Origin of the sequence: Synechococcus sp. M16CYN (assembly GCF_040371545.1) — a bacterium.
Taxonomy (GTDB): domain Bacteria; phylum Cyanobacteriota; class Cyanobacteriia; order PCC-6307; family Cyanobiaceae; genus Parasynechococcus.
Genome location: NZ_AP029048.1, coordinates 1,601,004 through 1,626,798, shown reverse-complemented (window position 1 = coordinate 1,626,798; position 25,795 = coordinate 1,601,004). Strand labels below are relative to the sequence as shown.

At 49.5% G+C, this 25,795-nt stretch carries 23 protein-coding genes and 1 pseudogene; 11 read left to right on the top strand and 13 right to left on the bottom strand.

From position 1 onward, the window contains the following. Position 1: 1 nt before the first annotated feature. The 4 genes from ABWV55_RS07775 to ABWV55_RS07760 are packed head-to-tail and all read right to left on the bottom strand — an operon-like array spanning position 2 to position 3,797. Complete coding sequence (locus ABWV55_RS07775; protein WP_353291518.1) at positions 2-1,411, bottom strand: DUF3370 domain-containing protein; 1,410 nt, start codon at positions 1,409-1,411, stop codon at positions 2-4. Then, complete coding sequence (locus tag ABWV55_RS07770) at positions 1,408-2,547, bottom strand: serine hydrolase (protein ID WP_353292693.1); 1,140 nt, start codon at positions 2,545-2,547, stop codon at positions 1,408-1,410. The genes ABWV55_RS07775 and ABWV55_RS07770 overlap by 4 nt, the downstream gene beginning before the upstream one ends. Before the next feature lie 29 nt (positions 2,548-2,576). Then, the gene (locus ABWV55_RS07765) at positions 2,577-3,326 is read right to left on the bottom strand and encodes an RNA methyltransferase (protein ID WP_353291517.1); all 750 of its coding nucleotides are present in this window, start codon (positions 3,324-3,326) and stop codon (positions 2,577-2,579) included. Positions 3,327-3,365: 39 nt separating this feature from the next. After that, positions 3,366-3,797: a cytochrome c gene (locus ABWV55_RS07760; protein ID WP_353291516.1), complete on the bottom strand. Its 432-nt coding sequence runs from the start codon at positions 3,795-3,797 to the stop codon at positions 3,366-3,368. A 15-nt stretch (positions 3,798-3,812) separates the two neighbouring features. Between ABWV55_RS07760 and petG the strand changes: the two genes are divergently transcribed. Beyond that, positions 3,813-3,929 (top strand): cytochrome b6-f complex subunit V, encoded by a 117-nt coding sequence (petG, locus tag ABWV55_RS07755; RefSeq protein WP_353292692.1) that lies wholly within the window; start codon positions 3,813-3,815, stop codon positions 3,927-3,929. Positions 3,930-3,942: 13 nt separating this feature from the next. Here the strand turns inward: petG and rsmD are convergent. The 5 genes and pseudogenes from rsmD to ABWV55_RS07730 form a co-directional block, all read right to left on the bottom strand. Next, positions 3,943-4,479: pseudogene (gene rsmD / locus ABWV55_RS07750) on the bottom strand (16S rRNA (guanine(966)-N(2))-methyltransferase RsmD); the annotation flags it as partial. Then, positions 4,476-5,132: an imidazole glycerol phosphate synthase subunit HisH gene (gene hisH, locus ABWV55_RS07745; protein WP_353291515.1), complete on the bottom strand. Its 657-nt coding sequence runs from the start codon at positions 5,130-5,132 to the stop codon at positions 4,476-4,478. The pseudogene rsmD and the gene hisH, both read right to left, overlap by 4 nt. An 18-nt stretch (positions 5,133-5,150) precedes the next feature. After that, entirely contained in the window at positions 5,151-5,474 is a 324-nt protein-coding gene (trxA, locus tag ABWV55_RS07740; RefSeq protein ID WP_353291514.1) for a thioredoxin, read from the bottom strand. A gap of 192 nt (positions 5,475-5,666) precedes the next feature. Continuing rightward, entirely contained in the window at positions 5,667-6,830 is a 1,164-nt protein-coding gene (locus tag ABWV55_RS07735; RefSeq protein WP_353291513.1) for a GuaB3 family IMP dehydrogenase-related protein, read from the bottom strand. 58 nt (positions 6,831-6,888) lie between these two features. Then, positions 6,889-7,467: a CAAD domain-containing protein gene (locus ABWV55_RS07730; protein ID WP_353291512.1), complete on the bottom strand. Its 579-nt coding sequence runs from the start codon at positions 7,465-7,467 to the stop codon at positions 6,889-6,891. A 92-nt stretch (positions 7,468-7,559) separates the two neighbouring features. Here ABWV55_RS07730 and gyrA point away from each other — a divergent pair, with 92 nt between their 5' ends. Beyond that, a complete protein-coding gene (gyrA, locus tag ABWV55_RS07725; RefSeq protein ID WP_353291511.1) occupies positions 7,560-10,193 on the top strand; it encodes a DNA gyrase subunit A in 2,634 nt (877 codons plus the stop codon). Positions 10,194-10,195: 2 nt separating this feature from the next. After that, positions 10,196-11,425, top strand: coding sequence for a lycopene beta cyclase (gene crtL / locus ABWV55_RS07720; RefSeq protein WP_353291510.1), 1,230 nt, complete (start codon positions 10,196-10,198; stop codon positions 11,423-11,425). 1,383 nt (positions 11,426-12,808) lie between these two features. On the opposite strand, the gene ABWV55_RS07715 is transcribed toward crtL, so the two are convergent. Beyond that, a complete protein-coding gene (locus ABWV55_RS07715; RefSeq protein WP_353291509.1) occupies positions 12,809-14,386 on the bottom strand; it encodes a 1,4-alpha-glucan branching protein domain-containing protein in 1,578 nt (525 codons plus the stop codon). Between the two features lie 134 nt (positions 14,387-14,520). On the opposite strand from ABWV55_RS07715, the gene ABWV55_RS07710 reads away from it, so the two are divergent. The 4 genes from ABWV55_RS07710 to folD all read left to right on the top strand — a co-directional run bounded on the left by ABWV55_RS07710 (position 14,521) and on the right by folD (position 19,699). Further along, positions 14,521-16,143: a 2-isopropylmalate synthase gene (locus tag ABWV55_RS07710; RefSeq protein ID WP_353291508.1), complete on the top strand. Its 1,623-nt coding sequence runs from the start codon at positions 14,521-14,523 to the stop codon at positions 16,141-16,143. Between the two features lie 4 nt (positions 16,144-16,147). Then, positions 16,148-16,975, top strand: coding sequence for a carbohydrate ABC transporter permease (locus ABWV55_RS07705; protein WP_353292691.1), 828 nt, complete (start codon positions 16,148-16,150; stop codon positions 16,973-16,975). Positions 16,976-17,718: 743 nt separating this feature from the next. Next, positions 17,719-17,985 carry a hypothetical protein gene (locus tag ABWV55_RS07700; protein WP_353291507.1) on the top strand — a complete coding sequence of 89 codons (267 nt, stop codon included), beginning with the start codon at positions 17,719-17,721 and terminating at the stop codon, positions 17,983-17,985. Between the two features lie 829 nt (positions 17,986-18,814). Continuing rightward, complete coding sequence (gene folD, locus ABWV55_RS07695) at positions 18,815-19,699, top strand: bifunctional methylenetetrahydrofolate dehydrogenase/methenyltetrahydrofolate cyclohydrolase FolD (protein ID WP_353292690.1); 885 nt, start codon at positions 18,815-18,817, stop codon at positions 19,697-19,699. A 56-nt stretch (positions 19,700-19,755) separates the two neighbouring features. Here folD and ABWV55_RS07690 read toward each other — a convergent pair whose 3' ends face one another. Further along, positions 19,756-20,004, bottom strand: a complete 249-nt coding sequence (locus ABWV55_RS07690) for a hypothetical protein (protein ID WP_353291506.1) — start codon at positions 20,002-20,004, stop codon at positions 19,756-19,758. Between ABWV55_RS07690 and crtE the strand changes: the two genes are divergently transcribed. From crtE to ABWV55_RS07670, 4 genes are all read left to right on the top strand, one after another. After that, positions 20,003-20,893, top strand: a complete 891-nt coding sequence (gene crtE, locus ABWV55_RS07685; protein ID WP_353291505.1) for a geranylgeranyl diphosphate synthase CrtE — start codon at positions 20,003-20,005, stop codon at positions 20,891-20,893. The two genes, ABWV55_RS07690 and crtE, sit on opposite strands and share 2 nt — an antisense overlap. Beyond that, positions 20,890-21,402, top strand: coding sequence for a divergent PAP2 family protein (locus ABWV55_RS07680; protein ID WP_353291504.1), 513 nt, complete (start codon positions 20,890-20,892; stop codon positions 21,400-21,402). The genes crtE and ABWV55_RS07680 overlap by 4 nt, the downstream gene beginning before the upstream one ends. Positions 21,403-21,423: 21 nt before the next feature. Then, entirely contained in the window at positions 21,424-21,585 is a 162-nt protein-coding gene (locus ABWV55_RS07675; protein WP_353291503.1) for a hypothetical protein, read from the top strand. A gap of 779 nt (positions 21,586-22,364) precedes the next feature. Then, a complete protein-coding gene (locus tag ABWV55_RS07670; protein WP_353291502.1) occupies positions 22,365-22,532 on the top strand; it encodes a hypothetical protein in 168 nt (55 codons plus the stop codon). Between the two features lie 589 nt (positions 22,533-23,121). Here ABWV55_RS07670 and ABWV55_RS07665 read toward each other — a convergent pair. Next, complete coding sequence (locus ABWV55_RS07665) at positions 23,122-24,474, bottom strand: cobyrinate a,c-diamide synthase (protein ID WP_353291501.1); 1,353 nt, start codon at positions 24,472-24,474, stop codon at positions 23,122-23,124. 21 nt (positions 24,475-24,495) lie between these two features. Next, positions 24,496-25,785, bottom strand: a complete 1,290-nt coding sequence (locus ABWV55_RS07660) for a glucose-6-phosphate dehydrogenase assembly protein OpcA (RefSeq protein ID WP_353292689.1) — start codon at positions 25,783-25,785, stop codon at positions 24,496-24,498. Positions 25,786-25,795 lie beyond the last annotated feature (10 nt).

Sequence of the window (25,795 nt, the reverse complement as noted above, 5' to 3'; positions counted from 1 at the left end):
TCTACCTCTGGTGTGCTAAGGGTTGTTCCACAGGCTGCACGGTCAAGACCTGGGGTGGCGTTGCATCAGCGGGATAAATAAACCGGACGCGAACTTGCTTTTGCTCTCCGGGTTTGAGGTTTACCCGACCCAAAGAGGGACCTTGTTGGCCTTGATGCAAAACCAGGTGCACGATTTGATGACCAAGCGGACTGCCATCTATTGCATCAAGACCACGAATCTGCAGCGGGCCCCGGAACATCACTGGTCCGGTCCGGTCGCTTCTAAACCAGAGTGATGATGTGTCGGTGTTTCCTTTTAAGGGAGAATCAAGGGATAGCTGTACAGTCACTGATTTAGTGCCGTTGTTGCGCAAAGGCATCTCGATATCATATTCCACCCCGTAGTTGCCGTGAGCAGCCCAGGCAGTACCAGGATAAAAACTCTTTAACTTGGAAGTCTGCACCTGTCCAGTGGCTAGGGTAGCGCGCTCCAGGCTGCTGATAGGCCAAGAGATTGGCACAGTTGGGGCGTTGAGTACGGTGCTACCAGGATCGGTAATATTGGCTTGCCACCGACTTCCAATCTGAACACCGCTTACTCGGGAATAGATCAGCTTTCCCCAGCTACCACGGGGCGTCGGTTGGTGTTCTTTCACACTCAGTTTTCCCTTACCGAGTAAAATCTGCAGTGCTCGATTGTTCGGAGGGTTATCCCCGTTGCTGTGAGCTGCAAGAATGGCGACAGCAACGGGATCAGAGCTGTGCAAGCGCAACTGCAAATTTCGACCATTCAAGAGGGGATCGAGTCCAGCAATCGGAATCGGTAAAAGAAGAAGTTGGGTAAGAGCTCCAGGTTGCATTATCCAGCTTTGGGGAGTGAGTTCTGCAGCTTGTCTGCCCGCCAAAAGATCGCCAGCTACACGGCTACCCGGACCTGAGGCAATCACCTCGGTATTTTCCCGAACGATAGAGGGAAGAGGTAAAAAGGGCGCTTCGGTCTGGCCCGGTTGCGTAGCCCGGGAAAGGGATGTGCTTCCCTCCAGCATAGTGATAGTAACAGGTCGATTCTCGAGCGGGGCTGCCAGCAGTGCTAACCAGAGAGTCGATTTCGGACCAGCCTTTATATCCCCGGCGTACACATGATGACTAAATAGATCGAAGCGTCCATTGAGGCAAACGGGAATCGAAGCCTCTCCGCCATTTGGAAACGTGGAAAGCAGGATTCCGTCGTTTTTAATTAACTCTGGATTATTGTCATTTATCATTAATATGGTATCAAGACCTCCCGGTAGTGGACGTACATCTTGTGAGCGCACTATTACGTCAACTGGAGCTGTCGTAGCAGATTCAGTTGGGACTACGCAGAGCAAGCTTGACGAAGTTAGGGTCGCCGCAAGCAATGCTGGTAAGCTTGGGCAAGAGGATGTCATGGCCTGAGGGGTACCGGCTTTGGTCTCAGATGCGGGGCCATGGCTGCAGCCAGTTGGCGAATCATTTCAGTCGAGCGGGGGTCATTGAAGGGTCCTTTCACCAAAAATCCTGCTACGGCCCGTCGTCCGTCCGGCAATTCAATTAATCCGGCGTCAGCGTAAGCGATTCCTATATCTCCGGTTTTATTCAACACACGGTAGCCCTTGCGAGCAAGGTTACTGTCGGGCACTCCCTGAGCGCCTCCTAAGCCTTGCATTAAACCCGTTGGTAAGAGGGTGTTCGTCACAGACGATGCCATTGCTTCGCGAAACAAATCACGGCTTCGTATTCCAAGACTTTCTCCGCTATCCACCAAAGCAATAGTGCGGCTAAGGTCGCGAGCACTGGTGGTATTAGTACCATCGAGATCTGGAAGCCAGTTGTTCACTACCGTAGAAGGTAAATTCAGCTCTTGAAAACGAGCGTTGATGCGCTCTTTTCCGCCGAACCTAGCAATTATCAGGTTAGTGGCGGAATTGTCGCTCACTCGGATCATTTCGGTTACCACTTCATAAGTGGGAAAACGGCTGCCAAGGGGACGTAAGGCCATCCACCCGGCTCCACCTCCAACCAACTCTTTGGTGAGAGTAAGCGGCTCATTCCATTGCAGTGTGCCTTGATCTATGAGCTCAAGAACTGCAAGAAGAATTGGGGTCTTGATAGAACTTGCCGCGGGCATCGGTCGATCTGCATGGATTTGGGCGTATCGACCGTTGTCGAGAATCAACATATAAGCACTCACCTGTAGGTCGGGCTGTTGCTCGGCTTGTTGTTGCCAACGTTGAGAGAGCTCCGTGATTTCTTGACGGGGAGCAAAAGGTAGTTGGGAGAGCCCTTGGTTCAGTTGTACAAATGAAGGCACCGCAGCTTTAATTTTGAATGTATTACTGCCTTGCCCCTCGCCATCGGTAACTTGGGGTTGTTGGGTTAGCCACTTTGGCAGTGCCAAGCGCTGCTGGCGAACCTGAGGGGCCAACAACTTCAAGGCGGAACCACTGAATACCCCGAGACCAATCCCGATTAGAACTAGTCGAGTAATGAGACATACAGACAGTTTCCAGCCTAAGGTGCGCTGTGACGGTCGGCTATCAGTCAACCTCGCCAATGCCTACTACTTTGCTCAGACTAGGAACTATGTGCGCGGATAGCCCAGCGCAGTTGACGAACCATCCCCCGCATTAAAGCCACTTCTTCGGCTCGAATGGTGGCACGCTGCAGGAGGTTACGTACTTTGCCCATGCGAGCACGGGCGGTGTGTTGCAACAAAAATCCTGCCTCCAATAGTAAATCAGTGGCATCGTCCAGCAAAGCAGCAAGAGCCGGTGCCGCTGCTGGATCTGGCATAGGTGACAGAACGTGATTAGTGGCGCATTGGCCATTGGCGCTGATGCGAGCCAGTTCATGTAGAACAATCCCAACTGAGTGGGAAAGATTGAGCGAGGGGTAACTCGAGCTGCTGTGTAGAGTCAGCACCTTTTGACACAAGCGTAATTCGTCGTTACTGAGGCCGCGATCTTCTCGACCAAACACCACTGCTACAGGTTTTTGTTGGGGTTGGGGTGGGCTAGGACTAGCTAACAACCAGGTGAGGGCCGAATCCGGGGAATGTAAGAAGATGCCACCGTTCTCGGTGCGCCCACAACCGGCCACACTGCGGCGACAGTCCCCGATCGCTGATAGCAAATCGGGGTAGAGTGCTGCTGCATAGAGAATTGTTCTGCCATGGACGGCCATCTGCAAGGCCGGATCGCTAAGATGATCGCAGCGGGGGGCCACGAGTCGCAGCTCGTCAACGTTGAAGTTAGCGCAAAGCCGCGCAACGCTACCTATGTTGAGAGGGCCCACTGGTTCCACCAGTACCACGACGGTTTTCACAGAAAAGTATTCACAACAGGGGTGTTCCAGCGGCAACTTTTAAGACAGATTGTGGAGGTAGGCCAGAAGATCAGCCATCGATTGTGGTTCGCTTTGAAAGCTAGGCATTGGCGGAGTCTCGCCACTAATGATCTGATGTACAAGCACAGGATCTTTGTGAAGATCTGTAATACCAACGAGTTTTGGACCCACCAGGCCTTGACCCACTAAGCCATGGCACCCTGCGCAGTTGATACGGAACAGTTGACCTCCGTGCTCGACAGAACCTTCGAGATCCAGGCTGGCTTGTACGTAGGGATCCTGGCGGGTATCGTTCAGTATCCAAAGCAGTGGGATTATGCAGGCTGCTGCTAAAAAGACCGCGAACGCTGGAATTAATCGGCGTGCACCCTTCGACTGTTCAGCTACCGTTGATGAACTTTCTATCACGATGCGGAGGCGCACAATGGCAGAATTCTGCTCAATCTTCATAGGTATTGTGACGTCATGATCGAACCCCTACTGTGCGGCATTGTCTTAGGTTTAATTCCTGTGACGCTCTTAGGCCTGTTTGTGGCGGCATGGAATCAGTATCGCCGGAGCGAAAGTGCGCTCGGGGGCTGAGCATTAACAAGCTACTAGCTCCGTATTTTCGCTGATCCATCACGACCCAATCCTTATTTAGCTCTGGGGATTTGGAGGAGCTGTGTTCACAGACGAGAAGTGCGTCTTGGTCAAGCCAACAGCCGTGGCTGAGGTGTACGGCTACTTGGCTATACAAGTCGCTTTTATAAGGCGGGTCGAAGTAAACTATGTTGAACGGTTGTTTTGTTCGGCACTGTCTGAGCCAGCTTACTACGTTCTTTCGCACTACTCGGATGCGAGGTTTTGGTTTGAGGCTTTCCGCCACTGTTTGTAGGTTTTTTGTACAGATGCGAGCACATGCTGGGTTTTTCTCTATCGCAACAACTCCGCGGGCTCCCCGCTGTAAGGCTTCGCAACCCATCACGCCACTACCGCTGCAAAGATCTAGCCAATAACAGCCGTTGAGTCTTGATCCGAGGATGCTCATCACTGCTTCGCGAACGCGAGCCGTTGTGGGACGGATATCGCAGCCTGCTGGACTCAATAAACGTCTGCCGCCCGTCAGCCGTAGTTGAGCAGATTTCCTCAAAGATAAGATCCCGCGCTTTGATACAGCCAGTGCAGCCAGCGCTTCAATATCGCTTCACCAGCGGACGATGATTTTTCGGGATGAAATTGACAGGCACCAACGCGCCCGCTCCACACTACCGCTGTCACCGTAGATGTACCGTAGTTAACAGTTGCTGCAAGAACAGCTGCATTACGTGGAACAGCAACATAACTATGTACAAAATACACCCATGGAGCGGCGCCATCGTCGCTTAGCAGCGGGCAACTGCGCCGAACCCTCAGAGGTGCCCAGCCCATATGAGGGACCCGTTCATCTATTTGGTGGGGAAGACGTTCTACAGATCCTTGAAAAATTCCTAATCCTTCCTTTTCATCTTCGGCACTGTACTCGAATAGTAGTTGTAAACCCAAGCAGATTCCAAGTATAGGACGATTTGCCTCTCCCCAGGCTCTGAGGTAGGGGACTAAGCCTGTGGAATAAAGGCTATCCATTGCTGGACCAAATGAACCAACACCTGGAAGGATGAGAGCTTCTAGACCGACTAAATCGTTATGACTTTGAACGAGGACAGCTGGTTCTCCTAACCGCTCAAGGGCCTTACCCACAGAGTGGAGATTGCCCACGCCATAATCAACGATGCCGAGCCGTCGGCTTAACCTACTACTCATCATGTAGTGAGAGTTAGGTCCTTAAAGGTATTTGGAGATTTTGCCCGATAAAGTTGCTTTAGGAACAGCGCCGACGACTGTATCAACTTTTTGACCGCCCTTGAAAACCATCAGGGTTGGGATGCTGCGAATCCCGTACTGGCTAGCCACGTTTGGATTTTCATCGGTATTGAGCTTGAACACTTTTATTTGACCATCAAATTCCGTGGCGATCTCTTCCACAATAGGAGCCACCATCCGGCAAGGACCACACCAAGGGGCCCAGAAGTCCACCAAAACCGGCACGTCGTTCTGGAGAACGTCTTGTTCGAAAGAAGCGTCGGTGACAGCTGTAGCGCTCGACATACTGGGTCAAAAAATGTGAACCGAACCTAGCAACGCTTCCCCTCTTAATGACTAAAAATGATCAGAGCGACGAGATCTGTGATGGTTGCTTGAGCTATCGAATTAAAGAATGAAAGCTCGAACGTGTCGAGCCAGGAGTGTGAGGAGTGTGTGGGCCTTGTTAGCCCGCACACTCCTTCAGGTTAACTCCCCTTACTTGCCCATTCCAAGATGTTGAGCTTTTTGGTACACCTTTCCTTCCGTAAGCAGAGAAGGAGCTACTACCACTTCAACGGTTTGCATTTCTGAAATTGTGCAAGCCCCGAGTGTACCCATCGAAGTTTTTAAACATCCGAGCAGGTTATGAGTGCCATCATCGAATTTGGCGGGACCCCTGAGAATATGCTCAATGCTTCCGGTGCTGCCCACATTAATGCGGGTACCACGGGGTAAAATAGGGCTGGGGGTGGCCATACCCCAATGAAAGCCACGTCCGGGTGCTTCATTGGCTCGAGCGATGGGTGATCCAATCATTACCGCATCGGCACCACAGCAAATGCACTTACAGATGTCGCCGCCAGTGACGATACCGCCATCAGCAACGATGGGCACATAACGGGCACTTTCTTTGTGATAGTCGGCTCGTGCTGCCGCACAGTCAGCTACAGCAGTTGCTTGTGGGATGCCAACACCGAGCACACCGCGCGAGGTGCAGGCGGCCCCAGGACCGATTCCGACCATCACGCCAGCAGCCCCGGCTCGCATGAGCTGCAGAGCAACGTCATAGGTTACGCAGTTGCCAACTACTACCGGCACACGCATGTCTCGGCATAACTCCTCCAGGTTTAGGGTGTCTTGACCCTTAGGGCTGATGTGCTTTGTAGAAACCACCGTCGCTTGTACGAAGAATAGGTCTGCACCTGCTTCGGCAATGGTTTTACCAAAACGCATCGCCGCTACGGGAGTACCGCTGACGGCAGCAACGCCACCTTGGGATTTAATGTCTTGAACCCGTTTGTGGATCAGACGTTCTTGAATTGGTTGGATATAAATCTCCTGCATCAGCGGAACAAACTCTGTTTTTCCAACGGCGGCAATGCGATCTAAAACAGCATTGGGATCTTCATAACGAGTTTGAACCCCTTCAAGGTTAAGAACACCAAGGGCACCTAGTTGGGATAGACGCACAGCCATTGCAACGTCTACCACGCTATCCATGGCGCTAGCAATGATTGGAATCTCTCTAGTAATTCCACCGAGGCTCCAACGCGTATCGGTGATATCCGGATCGACAGTGCGACTACCTGGAACTAGAGCAATTTCATCAATTCCGTAGGCCCGGCGAACTGTTTTGGAGCGACCGAGCTGAATGTCCACCGCGCGACTTTCGATAAAGTCAGCTCAAGCTACCAATTCGGGATGATTAGATTCGTGTTCAATGGCCCACAACCTTGTTCCAAGTAGCAACGAAGGTATCAGCAACCTGCTTGCGATCGCTACTGCGAACAAGGTTGCGGCGGGCATAGACCGCCAACCATATCAAGCCCGTTAGTTCAAGCAGCCCGGGGGCGAGTGGAACCTTGCTGATGATGCCGAGAATACCGTTATAAACCGTACTCAAGAGCATGAAAAGTATCAAACCGCCAACTACACGTAGCGGGAGCTGCGCCTGCACCCAAAGCGCGCTAAACCCCTCAGCGTCGATCCAGGTTTTTACCTTTTCGCTCAGCAGCCCCCACTCTCCAACATCTTCAACGCCATTTTTTTGAGCAGGGATGGTAACGGTAGTAGCGATCATCGGATCGGGTACCGTTTCAGCCGTGAGTAGAGCATCCACTGCAGCATCTGCTGCCATAGGGACAGGTGTTGTATCGGATGCGGGTTTTGTATCGACCGGAGGAATAGGATCGATCCTGGTGGTTGGAAAAGATGGCGAAACGGGCTCAACGGCCGGGCTTGGAGCATTTTCTGCACCATCGGTGACCTGACGAGGATCGTCGGACGGTTCCATCATCACCGGCTAAAAACTAGCCGGCAGCTTATCGGTGTTTCTTAAGCCAAAACCTGGGCACGCGATAAAATTAAGGCAAGGCAAACGAGTCATCTATGGCGGATTCTGTGGGACCCGGAGGCGGCGGTCCTGGCGATTCCGACGGACGGATTATCCAAACAGATCTACGCAATGAGATGTCGCGCTCCTATATGGAGTACGCGATGAGTGTGATCGTGGGTCGGGCACTGCCCGATGCCCGAGACGGCCTAAAGCCGGTACATCGGCGCATTTTGTATGCAATGTACGAACTGGGTTTAACCAGTGATCGCCCCTATCGTAAATGTGCTCGAGTAGTGGGCGAAGTACTGGGTAAGTACCACCCACATGGTGACACGGCTGTCTACGACGCCCTGGTCCGAATGGCTCAAGACTTCTCGATGTCAATGCCCTTAATTGACGGTCATGGCAACTTTGGCTCGGTGGACAATGATCCGCCGGCAGCCATGCGATACACAGAATCGCGGCTCCAGGCACTGACCACAGACAGCCTACTGGAGGACATTGAAGCTGAAACCGTTGATTATGCCGACAACTTTGATGGTTCTCAACAAGAGCCGACGGTGCTTCCGGCACGGATTCCGCAACTACTACTGAACGGATCTGCGGGCATCGCTGTGGGTATGGCGACCAATATTCCTCCCCACAACCTTAGTGAATTAATCGATGGCCTGCTAGCGCTGATCAGCAACCCGGAAATCATTGATCAGAAGTTAATGGTTCTGATCCCCGGTCCTGACTTCCCAACGGGTGGTCAGATTTTGGGCCGTACCGGAATTCGTGAAACTTATCTAAGTGGCCGCGGTTCTGTAACGATGCGCGGCGTTGCTGAGATTGAGGCTATTGAAACACCAGGACGTCCCAGTCGGGACGCCGTTATCATTACGGCACTACCGTATCAGACCAATAAAGCGGCGTTAATTGAACGAATTGCTGAGATGGTAAATGACAAGAAGCTTGAGGGTATTTCAGATATTCGGGATGAAAGCGACCGCAACGGCATGAGAATTGTCGTGGAATTGCGTCGGGATGCTTACCCGCAGGTGGTACTCAACAATCTGTTCAAGCTTACGCCTTTACAAAGTAATTTCAGTGCCCAAATGTTAGCACTGGTAAATGGTGAACCAGTTTTGCTCACCTTGCGCAAGATGCTTCAGGTTTTCCTCGATTTTCGCATCGAGACAATCGAACGACGCACCCGCCATCTACTGCGTAAAGCGGAGGAACGAGATCAAATTTTGCTAGGTTTATTGTTAGCACTAGATCAACTGGATCCGATAATCGCTTTAGTTCGTGCCGCACCTGATGTGGCGATGGCGCGCACGCAACTACAAAACTATCACGGTCTCACCGCTATGCAGGCTGACGCCATTTTGCAAATGCAGCTCAGGCGTTTAACAGCTCTCGAGGCCGACAAGGTTCGTCTAGAACATGAAAATCTTGTTACTAGGATTGCGGACTACAAAGACATCCTCGACTGTCGGGAGCGGATATCTAAAATCATTCAGGGGGAACTGAACCAACTGCGGGAGCGTCATGGTGTGCCACGCCGTACTGAAATTCTGGATCTGGCGGGTGGTTTAGAGGACATTGATCTGATCGCCAATGAGCGTTCAGTGGTGCTACTTACAGAGGCTGGCTACCTTAAGCGAATGCCAGTGAGTGAATTCGAAGCCACCAACAGAGGAACTCGGGGCAAATCAGGCACTCGCGGTCAAGACGAAGAAGCGGTGAAGCTGTTCATTGGTTGTAACGATCACGATACGTTGTTGTTATTTAGTTATCGAGGCGTGGCATACGCCCTGCCGGCCTACCGGGTGCCGCAGTGCAGCCGTGCAGCTAGGGGTACACCCGTAGTGCAGCTGCTACCAATCCCGAGGCAAGAAGCGATCACCTCGCTCTTGGCTGTATCAGAGTTCAACGATGATGCTGATTTGTTGATGCTTACCCAGGGGGGATTCATCAAACGCACCTGTCTTTCAGCTTTCAGTAACATTCGTTCCAACGGCTTAATCGCCATCGGTTTGGAAGATGGCGATGCACTGGCCTGGGTGCGGCTATCCATTCCGGGAGACAGCGTGTTGATTGGTTCAAAAACCGGAATGACGATTCACTTTCGCCTTGTTGATGGCGAGCTTCGCCCCCTGGGCCGGACGGCCCGTGGTGTGCGGGCGATGAATCTGCGCAAGGGAGACAGTCTGGTGAGTATGGACGTGTTGCCGACAGAACTGGCCGACCAAATTGCAGCTAGTGCCGAGGAGACAAGTGGTAGTAATGAACCGAGCGATACTGTTGCAGTCGAAGGTCCATGGGTGTTAGTAGCATCAGCTTCTGGTCTTGGCAAACGAGTTCCAGTGACTCAATTTCGTTTACAAAAACGAGCGGGTATGGGATTGCGGGCTATGAAATTCCGCACCGATGCCGATGAGTTAGTGGGTTTACGCGTGTTAGGTGCCGGGGAAGAATTGCTTCTAGTGAGCGAAAAGGGCGTGATTGTTCGCACCGGATCTGATGCTATCCCACAGCAATCTCGAGCAGCCACCGGCGTTCGATTACAGCGCTTGGATAAGGGCGATCGCCTATCAGAAGTAGTACTGGTTCCCCCAGAAAGTGAAAGCGACGAGGCAATGACGAGATCTGCCGACTTTAAGGCGCTTGCAAACAATTCACCTGAGTCTGGTGAGGACTGACCTTGGTCGATTGCATCGATGTGTTGGTTATCGGGGGCGGTCCTGCTGCTCTCTGTATCGCCTCGGAGCTGATCCAACGTGGTGTTGCAGTGCAAGGCATGGCATCAAATCCAGTCGACGTGCCGTGGACTAACACCTACGGGATTTGGGTAAATGAGCTTGAGTCTTTAGGGCTTGAGTCCTTGTTAGAGCACCGCTGGAAAAACACAGTGAGCTTTTTTGGTGCCGGAGGTTCCAACACGGAAGATCAGCCTACTAACCATGGCATTGATTATGGTCTCTTCAGTTGTGCCAAGCTGCAGCGGTACTGGTTAAGCCGCAGTGCTGGCATGACCTGGCACCAGGATAGCGCTGACCGCATTGACGTGGACTCTGATTACAGCATAGTGGTGGGTATTTCCGGTAAACGTCACCAGGCACGAATGGTGATTGATGCCTCAGGTCATTGTACACCCCATATTAACCGACCAAACCAGAAACCGATAGCTAAACAAGCCGCCTATGGCGTGGTAGGTCGCTTCAGTAAGCCTCCGGTGAAGTCAGGACAATTTGTACTAATGGATTTTCGCTGCGATCACCTGACTGCCGAGCAACGCAATAAGACACCCACTTTTTTGTATGCGATGGACTTTGGCAAGGGGTTGTTTTTCTTAGAGGAGACTTCATTAGCCTCGGCACCAGCGGTGTCGGAAACCGTGTTGAAACAACGGCTAAAGCAACGATTAGCCAAATCTGGCGTCGCAATCATAGAGGTGATCGAAGAAGAGCACTGCCTATTTCCAATGAATTTACCGTTGCCAGACTTTAAACAGCCGGTATTGGCGTTTGGTGGTGCTGCAAGCATGGTGCACCCAGCGTCGGGCTACATGGTGGGGTCATTGTTAAGACGTGGGCCTGGATTAGCAGACGTATTGGCTGCGGCACTGAAACAACAACCCTCTCTTAAATCGGCCGTTTTGGTACGTCAGGGTTGGCAGGCTCTTTGGCCTACTGAATTAGTACTACGCCATCGGCTGTTTCAATTTGGCTTAAACCGATTGATGGATTTCGATGAAACTATGTTGCGCCGACACTTCACCAGCTTCTTTCAGCTGCCCCAGAAGGATTGGAATGGTTTTCTTACTAACACGCTATCTCTACCACAGCTGATGAAAGTGATGCTGCACCTCTTTATAATTTCACCTTGGGATGTACGACGAGGATTAGTGCTTGGTGGGAAGCCTTCACACTAGAAGATCAACTTTAATTAATATATCTCTTTCTCAGTAATTAGATGTAGCAAGGAACAATCGAGATTCTCTCTCGGAGTAGTTGTCTGAGATTAAAAACCAAGAAAATATATATTGAAAGCTTCAGGTTGTGTATAGTAATCATTTTATATATGAACCGTCAATTTATGATAGCCGACATGTGTTAAACTATTAGCAATACCCTTATTAAAGAAATAGATTGCAAATTACTACAAACCGCCTTACAGTGGTGTTTATATATCACTAATTAGCAATTTCTTGAAGGTTGTGTTGGTGTTAGAAGATAAATTAATATCTTATATATTTAATTATTTCAGTACAATTGTAAGAATGCATAGATAATATGATTCAAGTTAAGTTATATACTCAGCAATTCAAAAATAAAAAATTTTGGTTATCGGTAAACATTATATTTTTACATTTAAACCATAAAATAAGTAAAGATTCGAAATAGCATATATTGATCAACTTTATGACAGAGAGAAAAGTATTAGATAGAATTATCTTAGGGTTACAGCAATTCTTGTTTGTGCAGAAAATGCGGTATTTTTAATCACAAAAGTAATAAAATTACATATAAAAATTAAACATTGGCTTCTTATGTTTTTATTTAAGTAGTATCATTATTTATTCATTATAAATATAATAAATCCAGACCTAAAATATATTATTAGTTTATTAATAATAAAAATTTAAGTTGTGTTTTTAGTATTACTGAAAATAAAACAATACTATCTTTAGAGAATAGAGTAGTTTTTATTAAAAGAAATAATTACAAAAGTATTACTTTTATCAAAAGATATACCTCCTTAATTTGTTACTGAGTTAGTAGATCTGCTTTTATTATTAAAAGTTTAGCTCAGTTAACCTCTAAACTATAATTAATTTGAAAACAAAAATATTGAAACTACTTTTCTTTAAATTAAAAAGTCGTGTTTTGATAGTTCTACTGCTATAACAAATTACGAGATAAATATTATAAATTTTTTGATTAATTAACAATAGTAGATTGAATATTGTTAATTAACATAATTATTTTTATAGCTCAGTTTATTATGATACTAGCCAAAGATTACGGAAAATATTTATTAATCTACTTGCAAGAAGCAAGTTGTTGGTCTTCGTGGCTAGTATCAATAATATCTTAGGTTTAGAGCTGATATAAATGAATCTGGTAATTTTAAATAAATTCTTGACTGAATAATATTTTAATGAAAGCTAAAAAATTTATATCGCAACAAAATACGACAGAAAAATGCCAAAGATAGACATTCGATTTCAGCTCGTCTATCTTAATAGTTTGCGTTGGTCATTATAGGAAAAATAGATCTTTTATTAAAAAAGCCTGAATTTGCTCTCTCGCTATTAGTCTGATTGTGTTGGTAACTGATTCCAGTCTAGAGGTTGTATTAATGGGAAAATATTGTCATCATTTTGAACCTGTTTTAACCATCCGCCTGGCAAGATGTCATTGCCATCCATAGCATCCATTAAGCGCCAAAAGCGGCCGAGATGACGCTCGATCCGTTTTTTAGCCAACTTTGTGGTAGTGCCGGATCGCAGAATAAAGCTCCAATCCGAGGATTGAGCGAGAAGGAGCTCACGGGCTGCCTGCTTAAGTAGAGCTAGATCAGTTTCACGGGCAACGCCTCGACTGCAGCGCAACACCATAGCGGCAGCAGCCTTCTCCCATTGAGGAATTACCCAGGAGTTACTATCGTTGAGCCAATAATTGTGATAACCCCCTTGTCCCCAGCTGGATGGACAAGGATCACAGAGTTGCAATTGCTCACTGCTGTTTAAAACATCACACAGTCGAGTAAAACTGACTCCTTCTTTATGGCTTTGACATAGTAACTCGCCCAAAAAAGCTGGTCCTTCAAACCACCAATGGCCAAAGAGTTCAGCATCAAATGGCGCTACAAGCAGCGGAGCAACGTCCATAATTGTTTCGAGTTGATCGAGCTGTTGACATCGTCCTTTTAGATATTCGAGCGCGTGTTGTTTTACTCGTTCGGCAGCAATAACAGGATTGTAAGGCTGCTTTTTATCTAACGGTGCACTATAGTTAGTGACTCTATGCAATTTCAGACTGAGGGGGCGTGATTCATTAAGTCCCAGGGGTGCAAGTTGTTCAATAGGTAAGTCCCACCCCAAATCTCGATGAAATTCTCGATAGTTGGGGTCTCCTGGATAGCCGTCTCTAGCCGACCATACCGGCAGTGTGGCTTTGCTATCCCGACCAAAAAACGCCACGCCCTTACGGCTGCAGATCGGTGCATACACTCCGTAGCGTGGTCGGGGTTGGCCATAAAGCAGGCCATGGGCGTCTAGCACCGCATAGCGAAGCCCAGCATCTCGAATCCAATGATCTAGTCCTTCGTAATAGGCACACTCTGGTAGCCAGATGCCAAGAGGCCGTTCACCAATCAAGCGTTGGTGTTCGCGCACTGATGTACGTAATTGCCCTCGTACCGCTTCTGGAGGCTGGCGCAAAAGGGGAAGATAACCGTGGGTGGCCCCACAGGTGAGTAAATCCACCACTCCTTGGCATTGCAGTGTCGCAAAACGTCCAATCAAATCACCGGCGCAGGCTATCCAAGAGGCCAAATGTCGTTGAAATGTATAAGCCAATTGGTCGGCAGCATTTCTAAGGCTTGGGTCAGCCTTAGGTAGTAGGTTCAGACGCTGGTCCAGCCATATCGGAAAACGCTGCTTCAAATCCGATGCGCTAAACAACGTGAGCAGGGTGGGTGAAAGACTAATTGTCAGCTTTGCTTGGCAAACCGGATCGTTAGCCGCTTGTTCAAGAGTTTCCAGCAAAGGGAGGTAAGACTCAACCAAAGCCTGAAAAAACCAATCTTCCTCCAAAGACCCAGGCTCCGCCGAACGGACGTAAGGCAGATGGGCGTGCAAAACCAGGGCGACAGCGCCTTTGGTCACAAATCAGCCCGAGTGGCAGCTAAATCTAGTCTGATTCTTGTACATGGTCGAGTGTTTGGGAATAATTGAACTATCTCGACTACGATTGTTGATCCAATGCTTACTTCGACCAAAACTGTCGACGGAGCGTCGTCATGGCAAAAGATCCGGGTCGCGTTCTGATTTTTGACACCACCCTTCGTGATGGTGAGCAGTCGCCAGGGGCTGGCCTCAATTTGGAGGAGAAGCTTGCCATTGCCAAACAGCTGGCGCGTCTGGGTGTTGATGTAATAGAGGCAGGTTTTCCCTTTGCCAGTGCCGGCGACTTCGCTGCTGTGCAACGGATTGCTCAGCAGGTAGGTGGTGAGCACGGTCCAATCATTTGCGGTTTGGCCCGTGCTTCGAGGGCCGACATCAAGGCTTGTGCAGATGCCGTTGCTCCGGCACCGTGGCGACGGATTCACACATTTATCGCTACCAGTGACATTCACCTCGAGCACAAATTGTGCAAAAGCCGCAAAGATGTACTTGCAATTGTTCCTGATATGGTCAGCTATGCACGCTCATTGATTGAAGACGTCGAGTTTTCTTGTGAAGACGCTGTACGTACTGATCCAGAGTTTCTTTACGAGGTAATCGAAGCTGCTATAGCGGCTGGTGCTACTACAATCAACATTCCCGACACAGTTGGATACACCACTCCATCGGAATTCGGTACCTTAATCGCTGGAATAAATCAGCATGTTTCCAATATTGGTGAAGCAGTGATTTCTGTGCATGGCCACAATGACCTCGGGTTGGCCGTTGCCAACTTCCTTGAGGCCATTAAAAACGGTGCACGTCAGCTGGAATGCACCATCAACGGTATTGGAGAACGGGCTGGCAATGCCTCATTAGAGGAGCTCGTGATGGTAATGCATGTGCGCCGTCGCTACTTCAATCCATTCTTAGGTCGAAACGAAAACAGTCCCACACCTCTCACTGCTGTGCACACGAAAGAACTCACTAAAACTTCAAGGCTGGTCTCTAATCTCACTGGCATGGTGGTGCAACCCAACAAGGCCATTGTGGGGGCTAATGCCTTCGCTCATGAGTCGGGCATCCATCAAGATGGAGTACTGAAAAATCGGCTCACTTATGAAATTATCGACGCGTGCACCGTAGGTTTAAAGGATAGTCGTATCTCTCTAGGCAAACTTAGCGGTCGGAGTGCGATGCGAGCTCGCTTGGAAGAGTTAGGCTACTGCCTTGCACGCGACGACCTTGATGAAGCCTTTGCTCGATTTAAGGAGTTAGCGGATCGCAAACGCGAGATCACCGATCGAGATCTTGAGGCAATTGTAAGCGATCAGGTACAACAGCCAGAGGCCCGTTTTCAACTTAAATTTGTACAGGTGAGCTGTGGTAGCAGCTCACGGCCGACAGCTACGGTAACTTTAGCGGATGAGGAGGGTGGTGAGAACACCATCTCCGCTGTTGGGACGGGACCCGTTGACGCAGTGTGCCATGCCTTGAATTTGCTCGCTGATATTCCAAATAACTTGGTTGAGTTTTCCGTGAAATCGGTAACCGAAGGCATTGATGCTATGGGCGAAGTTACCATTCGTTTGCGGCATGATAGTTCCTTATATTCTGGTCATGCCGCAGATACAGACGTAGTTGTGGCAACAGCTATGGCATTTGTGAATGCCCTGAATCGTTTAGTAGCAGGCCAGAAACGTCGGCCATTGCATCCCCAAAAAGATCCCATTGTGCTGGGCGCTAAGCCGACCCTCTGACCGGATGCAGCGCTATGTCTTGCTAAAAACTGTCCAATTGTTGTTGTCTATTTTACTGGCCCTGTTGATGCTGATGCCGTTGCTTTGGTTAGTGAGCACATCGTTGAAGGGGCCGACCGAGGATATATTTGCTAACCCGCCAGTACTGTTGCCGGTAACACCGAGTGTTAACTCCTATGTGCGCCTTTTTCAGGATAATCCGCTAACCACTTATTTAATTAATAGCGTCGTGGTGAGTTCCTTAGCAGTTGTCGCAAACTTATTGTTTTGCTCTTTGGCAGCCTATCCCTTAGCCAGACTTCATTTTGCAGGACGGAGTTTAGTTTTGGCTTTAGTAGTAGCAACAATCTTGATTCCTTTTCAAGTGGTAATGATTCCGCTGTATTTATTGATGGTTCAGTTAGGGTTGCGCAACACATTGCTAGCCTTGGTTATTCCCCAAGCGGCCACAGCTTTTGGGTTATATTTGCTGCGTCAGAGTTTTCTTAGTGTTCCCAAAGACTTAGAGGAGACTGCTCGCATTGACGGCTGTACACGCATTGGCGAATGGTGGAATGTGATGATTCCGGCAGCACGGGCTGATTTAATTACTCTCGCTATGTTTGTATTCATAAGTACCTGGAGTGATTTCCTTTGGCCATTGGTGATCCTGGACGATCCACGTCTTTACACCTTGCCTCTTGGATTGCAACAGCTCTCCAGCATTTTTTCGCTCGATTGGCGGATTGTTGCAGCAGGGTCTGTGGTATCCATACTTCCAGTCCTAACTCTCTTTATTCTTCTGCAGCGCTTTATACTACCCAACTCGAGTGGAGACAGTGTTAAGGGTTGAGCAGATCACTTAGTTCGATCTAAAACTATGGGGGGCTCATTTAATTTCCATTGCCTTAACTTATCTCAGTCCATTTTTCTATATACAACAGATAGATTTATTGCTGTATAGCATATCTGAAACAGAAGTTGGACCGCCTTTTAGCTCTAGCCTCTGAGACGGCTTTAGCTTCGATAAAGTCGGCGTTTTTACTGGGTAGACACCATAGACAACAATATTAAAGGATGGTCCGATAATCGCTCAAAATGCAAAGGAGGTAGCAAGTAAGACCTATCAATCAGTGCACAGAGGAAGTAAAATTCCCTCTTCAGTGTCAGCGGTAGTTATGCTAGGGAGAGCTTTTCTTCAAATTGCAGAACTACTCTGTATACTACTGCTTAGGTGTTAGTAAGCCCCACTATCGGAAATGCAAAACCAGTGGAGACTGCACCAGATTTGATAACCTACATCTCATGAGTAGAGTGCAATCTTAGTTACCAGAACTAAAAATAACCGACTGAAAACCTAACTTCATCACCCGAAGTAAGACTCAAATCTGATGGCATTTTAGATACGATTTTAGTGCATGATAAAAACTAGTCCCAAAAGCTTTCCGCACAAGAGCATTGCAAGCTTGCAGAGAAGTCGCTTACCTGACGGCAAGGAGTCCGTTCAGCTTTGTGTCAGTGTCTCGGATGACAAAGAGTCTCAGGCGACGCCAATAAATCATGAGATGATGGCGCCATCTGCAGGACTTTACCGCAATGGTTGTTTATCGCTACCGCTTGGTTGGTTTAGATGGCCGTCCCCACCCAGTGTTAGATACGCCCTATGAAACCCTTGAGCTCGCTTTGACCGAGGCCAGTAACTGGTGCACGGGACAAGGTTTGTGCCTTCCGCTTGGTCAGCGTGGCATTGCCGTCGAGGTATGGACTGACAGTGGGAACTGGCGCACCATTGACTACCCTGTCGGTTGTCTTTTGTCACAGCTACCTATACAGCGATCAAAGGCCACCAGAACAAAGTTGTAATTCATGTTCGGAAGTGCCTATGTGTCAGAGTTGCCGGGATTTCTCCAACTCACGCTACTTCGCAACCTAGTACACTTGCTTGCATGCACTTGTCATTGTTAGCGAGCGACCCCAAGACTAAAATTTAAATCGCATTTACTCGGCCGTCGAAGCCAAGAAACAGGACCGCTTCTCTACTCTGGGTTTATGCATTGGTTGTTAAAATTGGACAAATTTGAACTACCGCCCCTCTCCTGGTTTTATGTAGGGCACAAGTTACAACTTGAGACTGTGTCGGTTTTTGTCTGCAGTTTGCAAGAAAAACTAGAGTCTAATCGCTTACGGCTTGGGGTTGTCGCAAGCGTTTGGTAGAGACACTTTGCTAGGACGAACGAACTATAGTGATGTATAGAGACATACTGTCTGTTCAATGGTCCTACTGTATCTCGGGCAGCGTTTTGTGCCTGTTAAGACCATAAGGGCATTGTCGTGTGTTGCTGCCAGCTCTCTTAGCGAAGAGGATGGATTTGACAGCGTGCATACTAACCACCAAGGTTTTTTCGAGTAGATAACCTTACTACCTAACAGGCGTGCAGGACTCAGACTCTAGATTGCACTCAATGAGCCAGGATCAGGGTAGGTTGACAACCATCGCTGCAGTAAAACAGACGCTCGAATCGAGCTCTATTTGTAAACGTGTCCACTGCAATCAGTGACGAGTCGGAGATTGAAGACACAGCAAATATCTTCGAATATTGTTAGCGCGTGGAAATTGGATCAAGCATGATACGTTGATCCAACACGCCAGCTCTCTTGAAGAGGCATGCTGGGAGGAGCGATTCCCAAAGGCATGGCTCTGCGTCTGGACGGTAAAGCACTGGCGCAGACCGTTGAAAGTCGTCTCCAAACCCAAATTGAATCCCTCAGAGACCAGGTGGGTCGTCCTCCGGGGTTGGCAGTACTACGGGTGGGTGATGATCCGGCAAGTGCAGTGTATGTGGCTAATAAGGAGAAGGCTTGTGTTCGTGTCGGCGTGGCTAGTTACGGGTCTTATCTTTCCGGCGACACCCCGTCAACTGAGGTGTTGAGAACGATTCAACGACTTAATGCTAATCCCTGCGTTGACGGTATCCTATTGCAGCTACCCCTTCCCCCTACTTTAAATAAGGACGCACTGTTAATGGCCATTGATCCAGAAAAGGATGCGGATGGTTTGCATACACTCAACTTGGGACGTCTACTAAAAGGAGAACAAGGGCCTCGCAGTTGCACGCCGGCCGGGGTAATGGCCATGCTTCGAAGTCAAAGCATTGATCCTGCAGGAAAAAGAGCTGTGGTGGTTGGTCGCAGTATTCTTGTAGGCCAACCTATGGCATTGATGCTTCAAGCCGCCAACGCGACAGTCACCACTGTGGTGCATTCCCACACGCTCGATCTGGCGGCTTATACGCGTGAGGCTGACATTTTAGTAGTCGCCGCAGGGTGTCCTGGCATAGTAGGTGCGGAGCATATCAAGCCTGGTGCGGCTGTAGTTGATGTCGGCATTCACCGCAAGCCTGAGGGAGGCTTTTGCGGTGATGTTCGAGCAAACGAGGCGGATTCTATAGCTGCGGTGCTGTCACCAGTACCCGGAGGTGTGGGACCTATGACCGTCGCCATGCTTTTAGTGAACACAGTTGCAGCTTGGTGTCGCCGTCACGGCTTCAAGCATGGCCTTGATGACTTGATGATCTAAATAGTTGACACAGTTCCATCTGCTGTTTTCCTACTTCTGTTTCGCAGATTGTAGATTTAAAGGATCAAGCAGTGCAACGGCAAGCGAGCAGCTCGAGTTGATTGACCGTGATAACTTTTGGGGGGTATGGTGCCCGATTTCAATAACCCTATCAACGATTTGTTCAGAATCTCACCGGCTCCTGCCGCTCCGGTTTCTATAATGGAGAAACACTGCAATGCTCGAGTCCTGCGATCTCGTGGGTTGGTTTTTATTAACGGTTTATCTTCAACCTGAGAGAATCCGGCTAGCAAAGGTCCCTCCATGACCGCCGAGTTCGATTTCAAAACCTATCTCGGCAAGACTAAGGCAACCGTTGAGGCTGCCCTTGATGGATCTCTCGGACCTGAACATCCCGAATCGTTGCGAGAAGCGATGCGTTACTCTTTGTTAGCGGGAGGGAAGCGCTTACGCCCGATTCTTTGTCTCGCGGCTTGTGAGCTAGCTGGAGGCGAGGCAAAGCAAGCCTTACCGACGGCCGTGGCTCTCGAGATGATCCACACCATGTCACTGATCCACGATGATCTGCCGACCATGGACGACGACGATGTTCGTCGAGGACGTCCTACTAACCACAAGGTATATGGTGAGGCGGTGGCGATTCTAGCCGGGGATGCATTGCTCACCAGAGCTTTTGAGATGGTGTCTTTACGGAGTCCGGGGGTACCGGCTGAGCGCTTGCTCAAGGTGGTTGGCGAGCTGTCGCTTGTAGCTGGGGCACCAGGGTTGGTAGGGGGCCAGGTGGTGGACCTGGAAAGTGAAGGTAAGCAAGTGGATCTCGATACGCTTGAGTACATCCACCTCCACAAAACCGGTGCGCTTCTCGGTGCTTGCGTGATTACCGGAGCTCTGATAGGCGATGCTGATGACACTCTGATCGCTGCCTTGCGTACTTATGCTCGAGGTATTGGGTTGGCGTTTCAGATAATTGATGACATACTCGACGTCACTGGCAGTAGCGACGTCCTTGGCAAAACAGCCGGTAAAGATTTAATCTCGGACAAGACGACTTACCCTAAGCTCCTCGGTCTAGAAGAGTCTCGAAAACGGGCAATTGATTTGGTGCAGGAGGCTAAGACAGCTCTACAACCCTGGTCAACTAGAGCAAGGCCTCTCTTAGCCTTGGCTGACTTCATCGCCAGTCGAGACAGATGATCGACTCTTCACATCCCCATGCGGTTCTGCGTGAGCTACTCGACAATAGTTCCCTAACTTGGGGATTGGTGGCCTGTGGAGCAGCGCAATTCGCGAAATTCATCGTCGAATTAGTTGTGCATCGTCGTTGGCAACCTGCGGCATTGGTGAAGTCAGGGGGAATGCCATCCAGCCATTCGGCTCTTGTAACGGGTACGGCTGCTTGCATCGGCTGGACTTTGGGCTTTGATCATCCCTTTTTCGCCTTAGCATCACTAATGGCGTTTGTGGTCATGTATGACGCCAGCGGGATCCGCCGCGCGGCTGGATTTACGGCCGCACGAGTAAATGCCCTACCCTCAGAGAGTTGGGCAGAACCATTTGAAAAACCTTTGAAAGAGAGCCTTGGTCACAGTCGGCTGCAGGTGCTAATGGGCAGCCTAATGGGACCCGCCGTTGCCCTACCGGGACTAGTACTTGTTGGTTCTCCATTGCATCTTGTAGCTGTGATCGGAGCTGGTTTGGGCTGACCGCAACTACGAACCTCACATTTGGTCGGCACCTTGGGCAGCGGGTGCCTTTCCTACTGCATGGTCGGTCGCTCTCCTATTAACAGAATACTGTTTGTGCCAAGTAGTTGTGCCGGAGGTGGTATGACCTCTTTATTGTCGCTGCGCCTGTTAGGTCGAGTAAAGGCTGGTGACTTACGTTGAAATGTCGTGACTCCTGCTCATAAATCCATGAGTGTGTCGCGTTAGGCTATACAGATCTCGAGGTATCGCACCCAAGCTCATATCCTTCCATCATTCACCAACTATTACAACCATAGCTTAGACGTTCTGGTAACGTACCTCGATGAGCCCACTGAACAAACGGCGATGGCGTTGGAAAAGTTTGGATTGGTGTTCATTGATGATGCCTCAACGGTTGGCAGTGCTCTGCTAAGGGTCGAACACTACCGTGTATATATTGATTTAAAACTTACTTGATGCTTATGGGGGACCCGAATACAACTGCCTCCAGTTTAGTGAAGAAGAAAACCCCATGTTCGTTATGAGCCTTACTGCAAAAGAATATGTGGCACCAAGGACTTCTTATGGCAGCTGGCTAGTCAACTTCGAGAGAAAGTACTTCCCTATCAATTCCTATTTATTACTTAAGCCGATTTGCAGTTTTTAAGGTTAGGTGCAATGTCTATTCTAGAAGGAGTGGTTAGGTTAAGCCCGCTAATCTCTCGATGTAGCCTCATGACAAAACAAACCCGGTATTGCTCGCATTCTCTGCTGTACCAAACCAACCAAACTCTGGAAAGATTTTATGCTTTATGCCTAATGAGAAATCCATGTTTGTATCATCGATTAGGTGTCTACGTTGCCAAGTGAGGTTGATGATTGGCCGCACTGCTGGGCTAATTCCGGTCTTCAGCTATGGCAAGACAACTAAAGAAAATTAGAATGTAGCGCCGGAACTATGCGACTCGGTTAGCATCCGCTTGACAGGGGTTAAGTGGAGCCGTGCAGGTGACCAACGTGCTCTCGGCGAAGGTCGATTTGGCAACTCAGTATTTACCCTTCAGCCGCAGCTCTATATGGGCAGTCCAGGCGGTCTTCAACTGGATAGTGTGGCAATTGCTATGTACGCCGGCGCAAAAAGAACGTAGCGTTCAGTGACAATATTTCCTCATTGGTGATGTGTTTGTTTCCCTTGACTCGCAGTTGTTTTAACTGTGCATCCAAAGTGAGATAGCAATTTCGGGGAGGTGTTTCTTACTCCCTTCGCAAAGAATGTCGCCGCAGTCAAAAGTAATCAATAAGGTGATGTGCGAGACGATGTTGTAGGTAATTTTTTTGGGAGGTGAGCTTTTAAAAAGTCGCCGTTCTACCTTTGACAAAGAGAGGTAGGATTATCAGGCCAGTACTTTTGGAGAGACTACTAAGCAAGAGAGGCAGGGTTAAGAGCATCGCAACTTGTCAATCTGTTGATGCAACTGACGAAATTTCGTTCCGGCATTGAGGGAGCCTTATTCGCACCCAGCTCCTCAGTTGGGCTGGTATGATCGGAGGCTTTTGCTTGCATTTTTATTTTTTATACGGCTGCCTCTCGGACTGCCGATTATTCTTTTGGATTCAGCATCCCAGCGTAGCGGTCACAATCAAATTTTTACAATCTTGTTCACTAAAAATATGATCACAGTCGATTTACATTTACTACGAATAGCTCTTTGAGCACGCGAACCGCCTTACAGCGACTCAACTTTGAATTGCGAGTGCGTCACGCCACCGATAACACATCGTCAAACGGCTGGCCCAATGCAGGTGTACCCAGCTTGCGTGCAGTTTTCGTCGGCTCCATCCTTCCAAATGTTGGTCTATTAGCCAGCCCCTAATTTGCCACAACACAGAGTCACCCGTTGCATCGTCGCGATCTACCATTTCCCAGTGATGTAGTTCATGGCCTGTAAAGTGCTCCCCCCTCCGCACAAGCAAACCATCTTTTCGAACCCTTAGATGACGGTAGCCAACCTGCAGTCGACCTTGGCGTGCATTGAATGGCAGAACATTGGCCATGGTGTGGTCAATATCATTTAGATCTCTGAGCTGACGGCTTAGCAACAACATGCCACCACATTCTGCATAGACTGGCTTGTGTTGGCAGAATTGTCGCAATGAGCGCAGACTTCGCGTGGCATGGCTAATTTGCTCCGCATATTGCTCAGGGAAGCCTCCAGGAAGTATGAGGCCTTTAGCTCTGTTAGGGATAGCTTCATTTGCTAGTGGGCTCCACTCCAGAATCGGCATCCCCAAATGTGTTAGTAATTCAGTGGTTTCGGGATATTGGAAATGAAAAGCAGCGTCAGTGGCTACTGCCACGGGTAAAGATAGTCCGGTGTTTTTGGGTATATCCGACAACACTGATGGACCGGCTGTAGGCGCCTGAAGCAGGGGCTCAAGCCTCTTAAGATCAAGATGACGTTTGGCAAGGTCAGCCCAAGCTTGGCGTCGTTGCTCTAGTTGCTTCAATTGGTGGACTGGGACAAGACCCAGGTGTTGGCTGGGTAGTTGCAACGCATCGGTACGAGGTATGCAGCCCAGTAACTGAACACCAAGCCGGTCGAGCACGTCTTCTAAGAGCAAACGGTGGCGATCATTATTTACGCAGTTGATTACAACGCCCGCCAAGGAGATTTCTGGGTCGTGATCTCGGAATCCACTAATCAAGGCTCCCAAGGAGGCGGCTTGACCTCTCGCATTTACTACAAAAACTACGGGCAAGTTGAACAGACGAGCAAAGGCCGCCGTGCTGTTTTCTTCTGTGCTACCGATGCCATCGAACAATCCCATTACCCCTTCTACCAAGGCCATCGTGCAGACCCCTCCATACCCACAAAAGGCCCTGTTAACCCAGGGATTCCCGCAGAGATTGACATCGAGATTCCGGCAGGAACGCCCAGCTGCCGCACTCAGAAGCTGGGAGTCAAGATAATCAGGCCCCACCTTGAATGGTTGGATTGACTCGCCTTGTGCTCTGGCCCAACTCAAAAGCATCATGCTGATGAGGGTTTTGCCGCTACCGCTAGCCGGTGCGGCTATGACAACGGTCATTGGTGTGAGCCCTAACTAAGTTCAGCCCAACAGCCTGGCAGCCAGCGGTGCTGCCGCTGCCAGAAGGGGATTGGTGCTATCGTGCCCTCCGCCAAGTAGTCGGGCTACATCCACTTCTGGAGTAACATGCTGCACCGGAACAATATCTTCATGTAATTCCAAGTTAGCCATACCACCACTTTCCAAGCGCATGCAGCCCCCTGATTCAGCACAGAGAATTACACAAACACCTTTGCCTTTTTCAGGTTGAGAAATCAACCGCACGCCAACGATTTGACCAGCATGAACACTGGGCTGTCCCAGTGGGACAGTCATTAATTGGACAGTCACTACAGCGCCATCAGGACGATAAAAACGTGCGTTAGTTCCCTTATCGGTTGCGTCAGAACCTTGTAGGTCCCACCCTAGTCGATCAGCTATCCACGCTGCCAATAGCAAACCCTGCGCTAGGTGATACCCTTCAACGTCGATTTCCAGTTGGGTGATATGGCTGAGAGCGTCGCGACGATGTGGTGGGTCGAAGACCATAGCCAGTGTCTCTCTCCAACTGCGTAGACGTAGCCAATTAAGGTCATTTACCGCTTGGCCGGCTTCGACACGCTGACGCAAGACATCGAGACACTGGCGTGGCTGGCCAACTGCGCTGTCGATAATGAGGCGGCGCGGGGCACTTGTGAGACGCTCCATCAATTCAGGGGCTTCATCGAGGCAGCCGTTCCACCACACCCAAGTAGGCATGGATGTGAGCATGAGAGGCTCCAGAATTGCCATGCCGTCATCAAGGGCGGCATATCCCCCCCTTAGCACCACGACATCGCCGCAAGCCGTCGTGCCACCACCTTCTTCGGGTAGTGGGCAGTAAGCCGCCACAAGGGTTTCGAGGCTCTGCTTCGGTGCAATGGTAGGCGCTAGAGTGATTAGTCGGCGTGGCATTAAGGCACTCAGCGCCGGATTAATGTACTGTCCGCGCAGATCCTCTGCAGTCGCATCGCCTTGAAGCTGGGCAACGACTTCTATAACTGCACGATCTAGAGGGGGGGTGCTCAGAGGTAAATCGGCTTCTGAAACAGTCTGGCGTCCAGCAGCAATCAACTGACCCGTTTGCTGGCCAGTAATGGGTCCCTTGAGACGACCGCTGCGCACCATGTGTTGTTCTGCCCAAGCTGGCTGCCAGATCAATAGGCAAAACGTATTGGCACCAGTGCTCGTGCTGCCCTGCTGTTTCTTTAATGACCACAGCTGTTCGAGATAAGCAGGAACTTCAGAAGGGATCAGTTCCAGAGGGGTTTGCAGAGTAAGCTGGGGAGACATGGTGCTAATG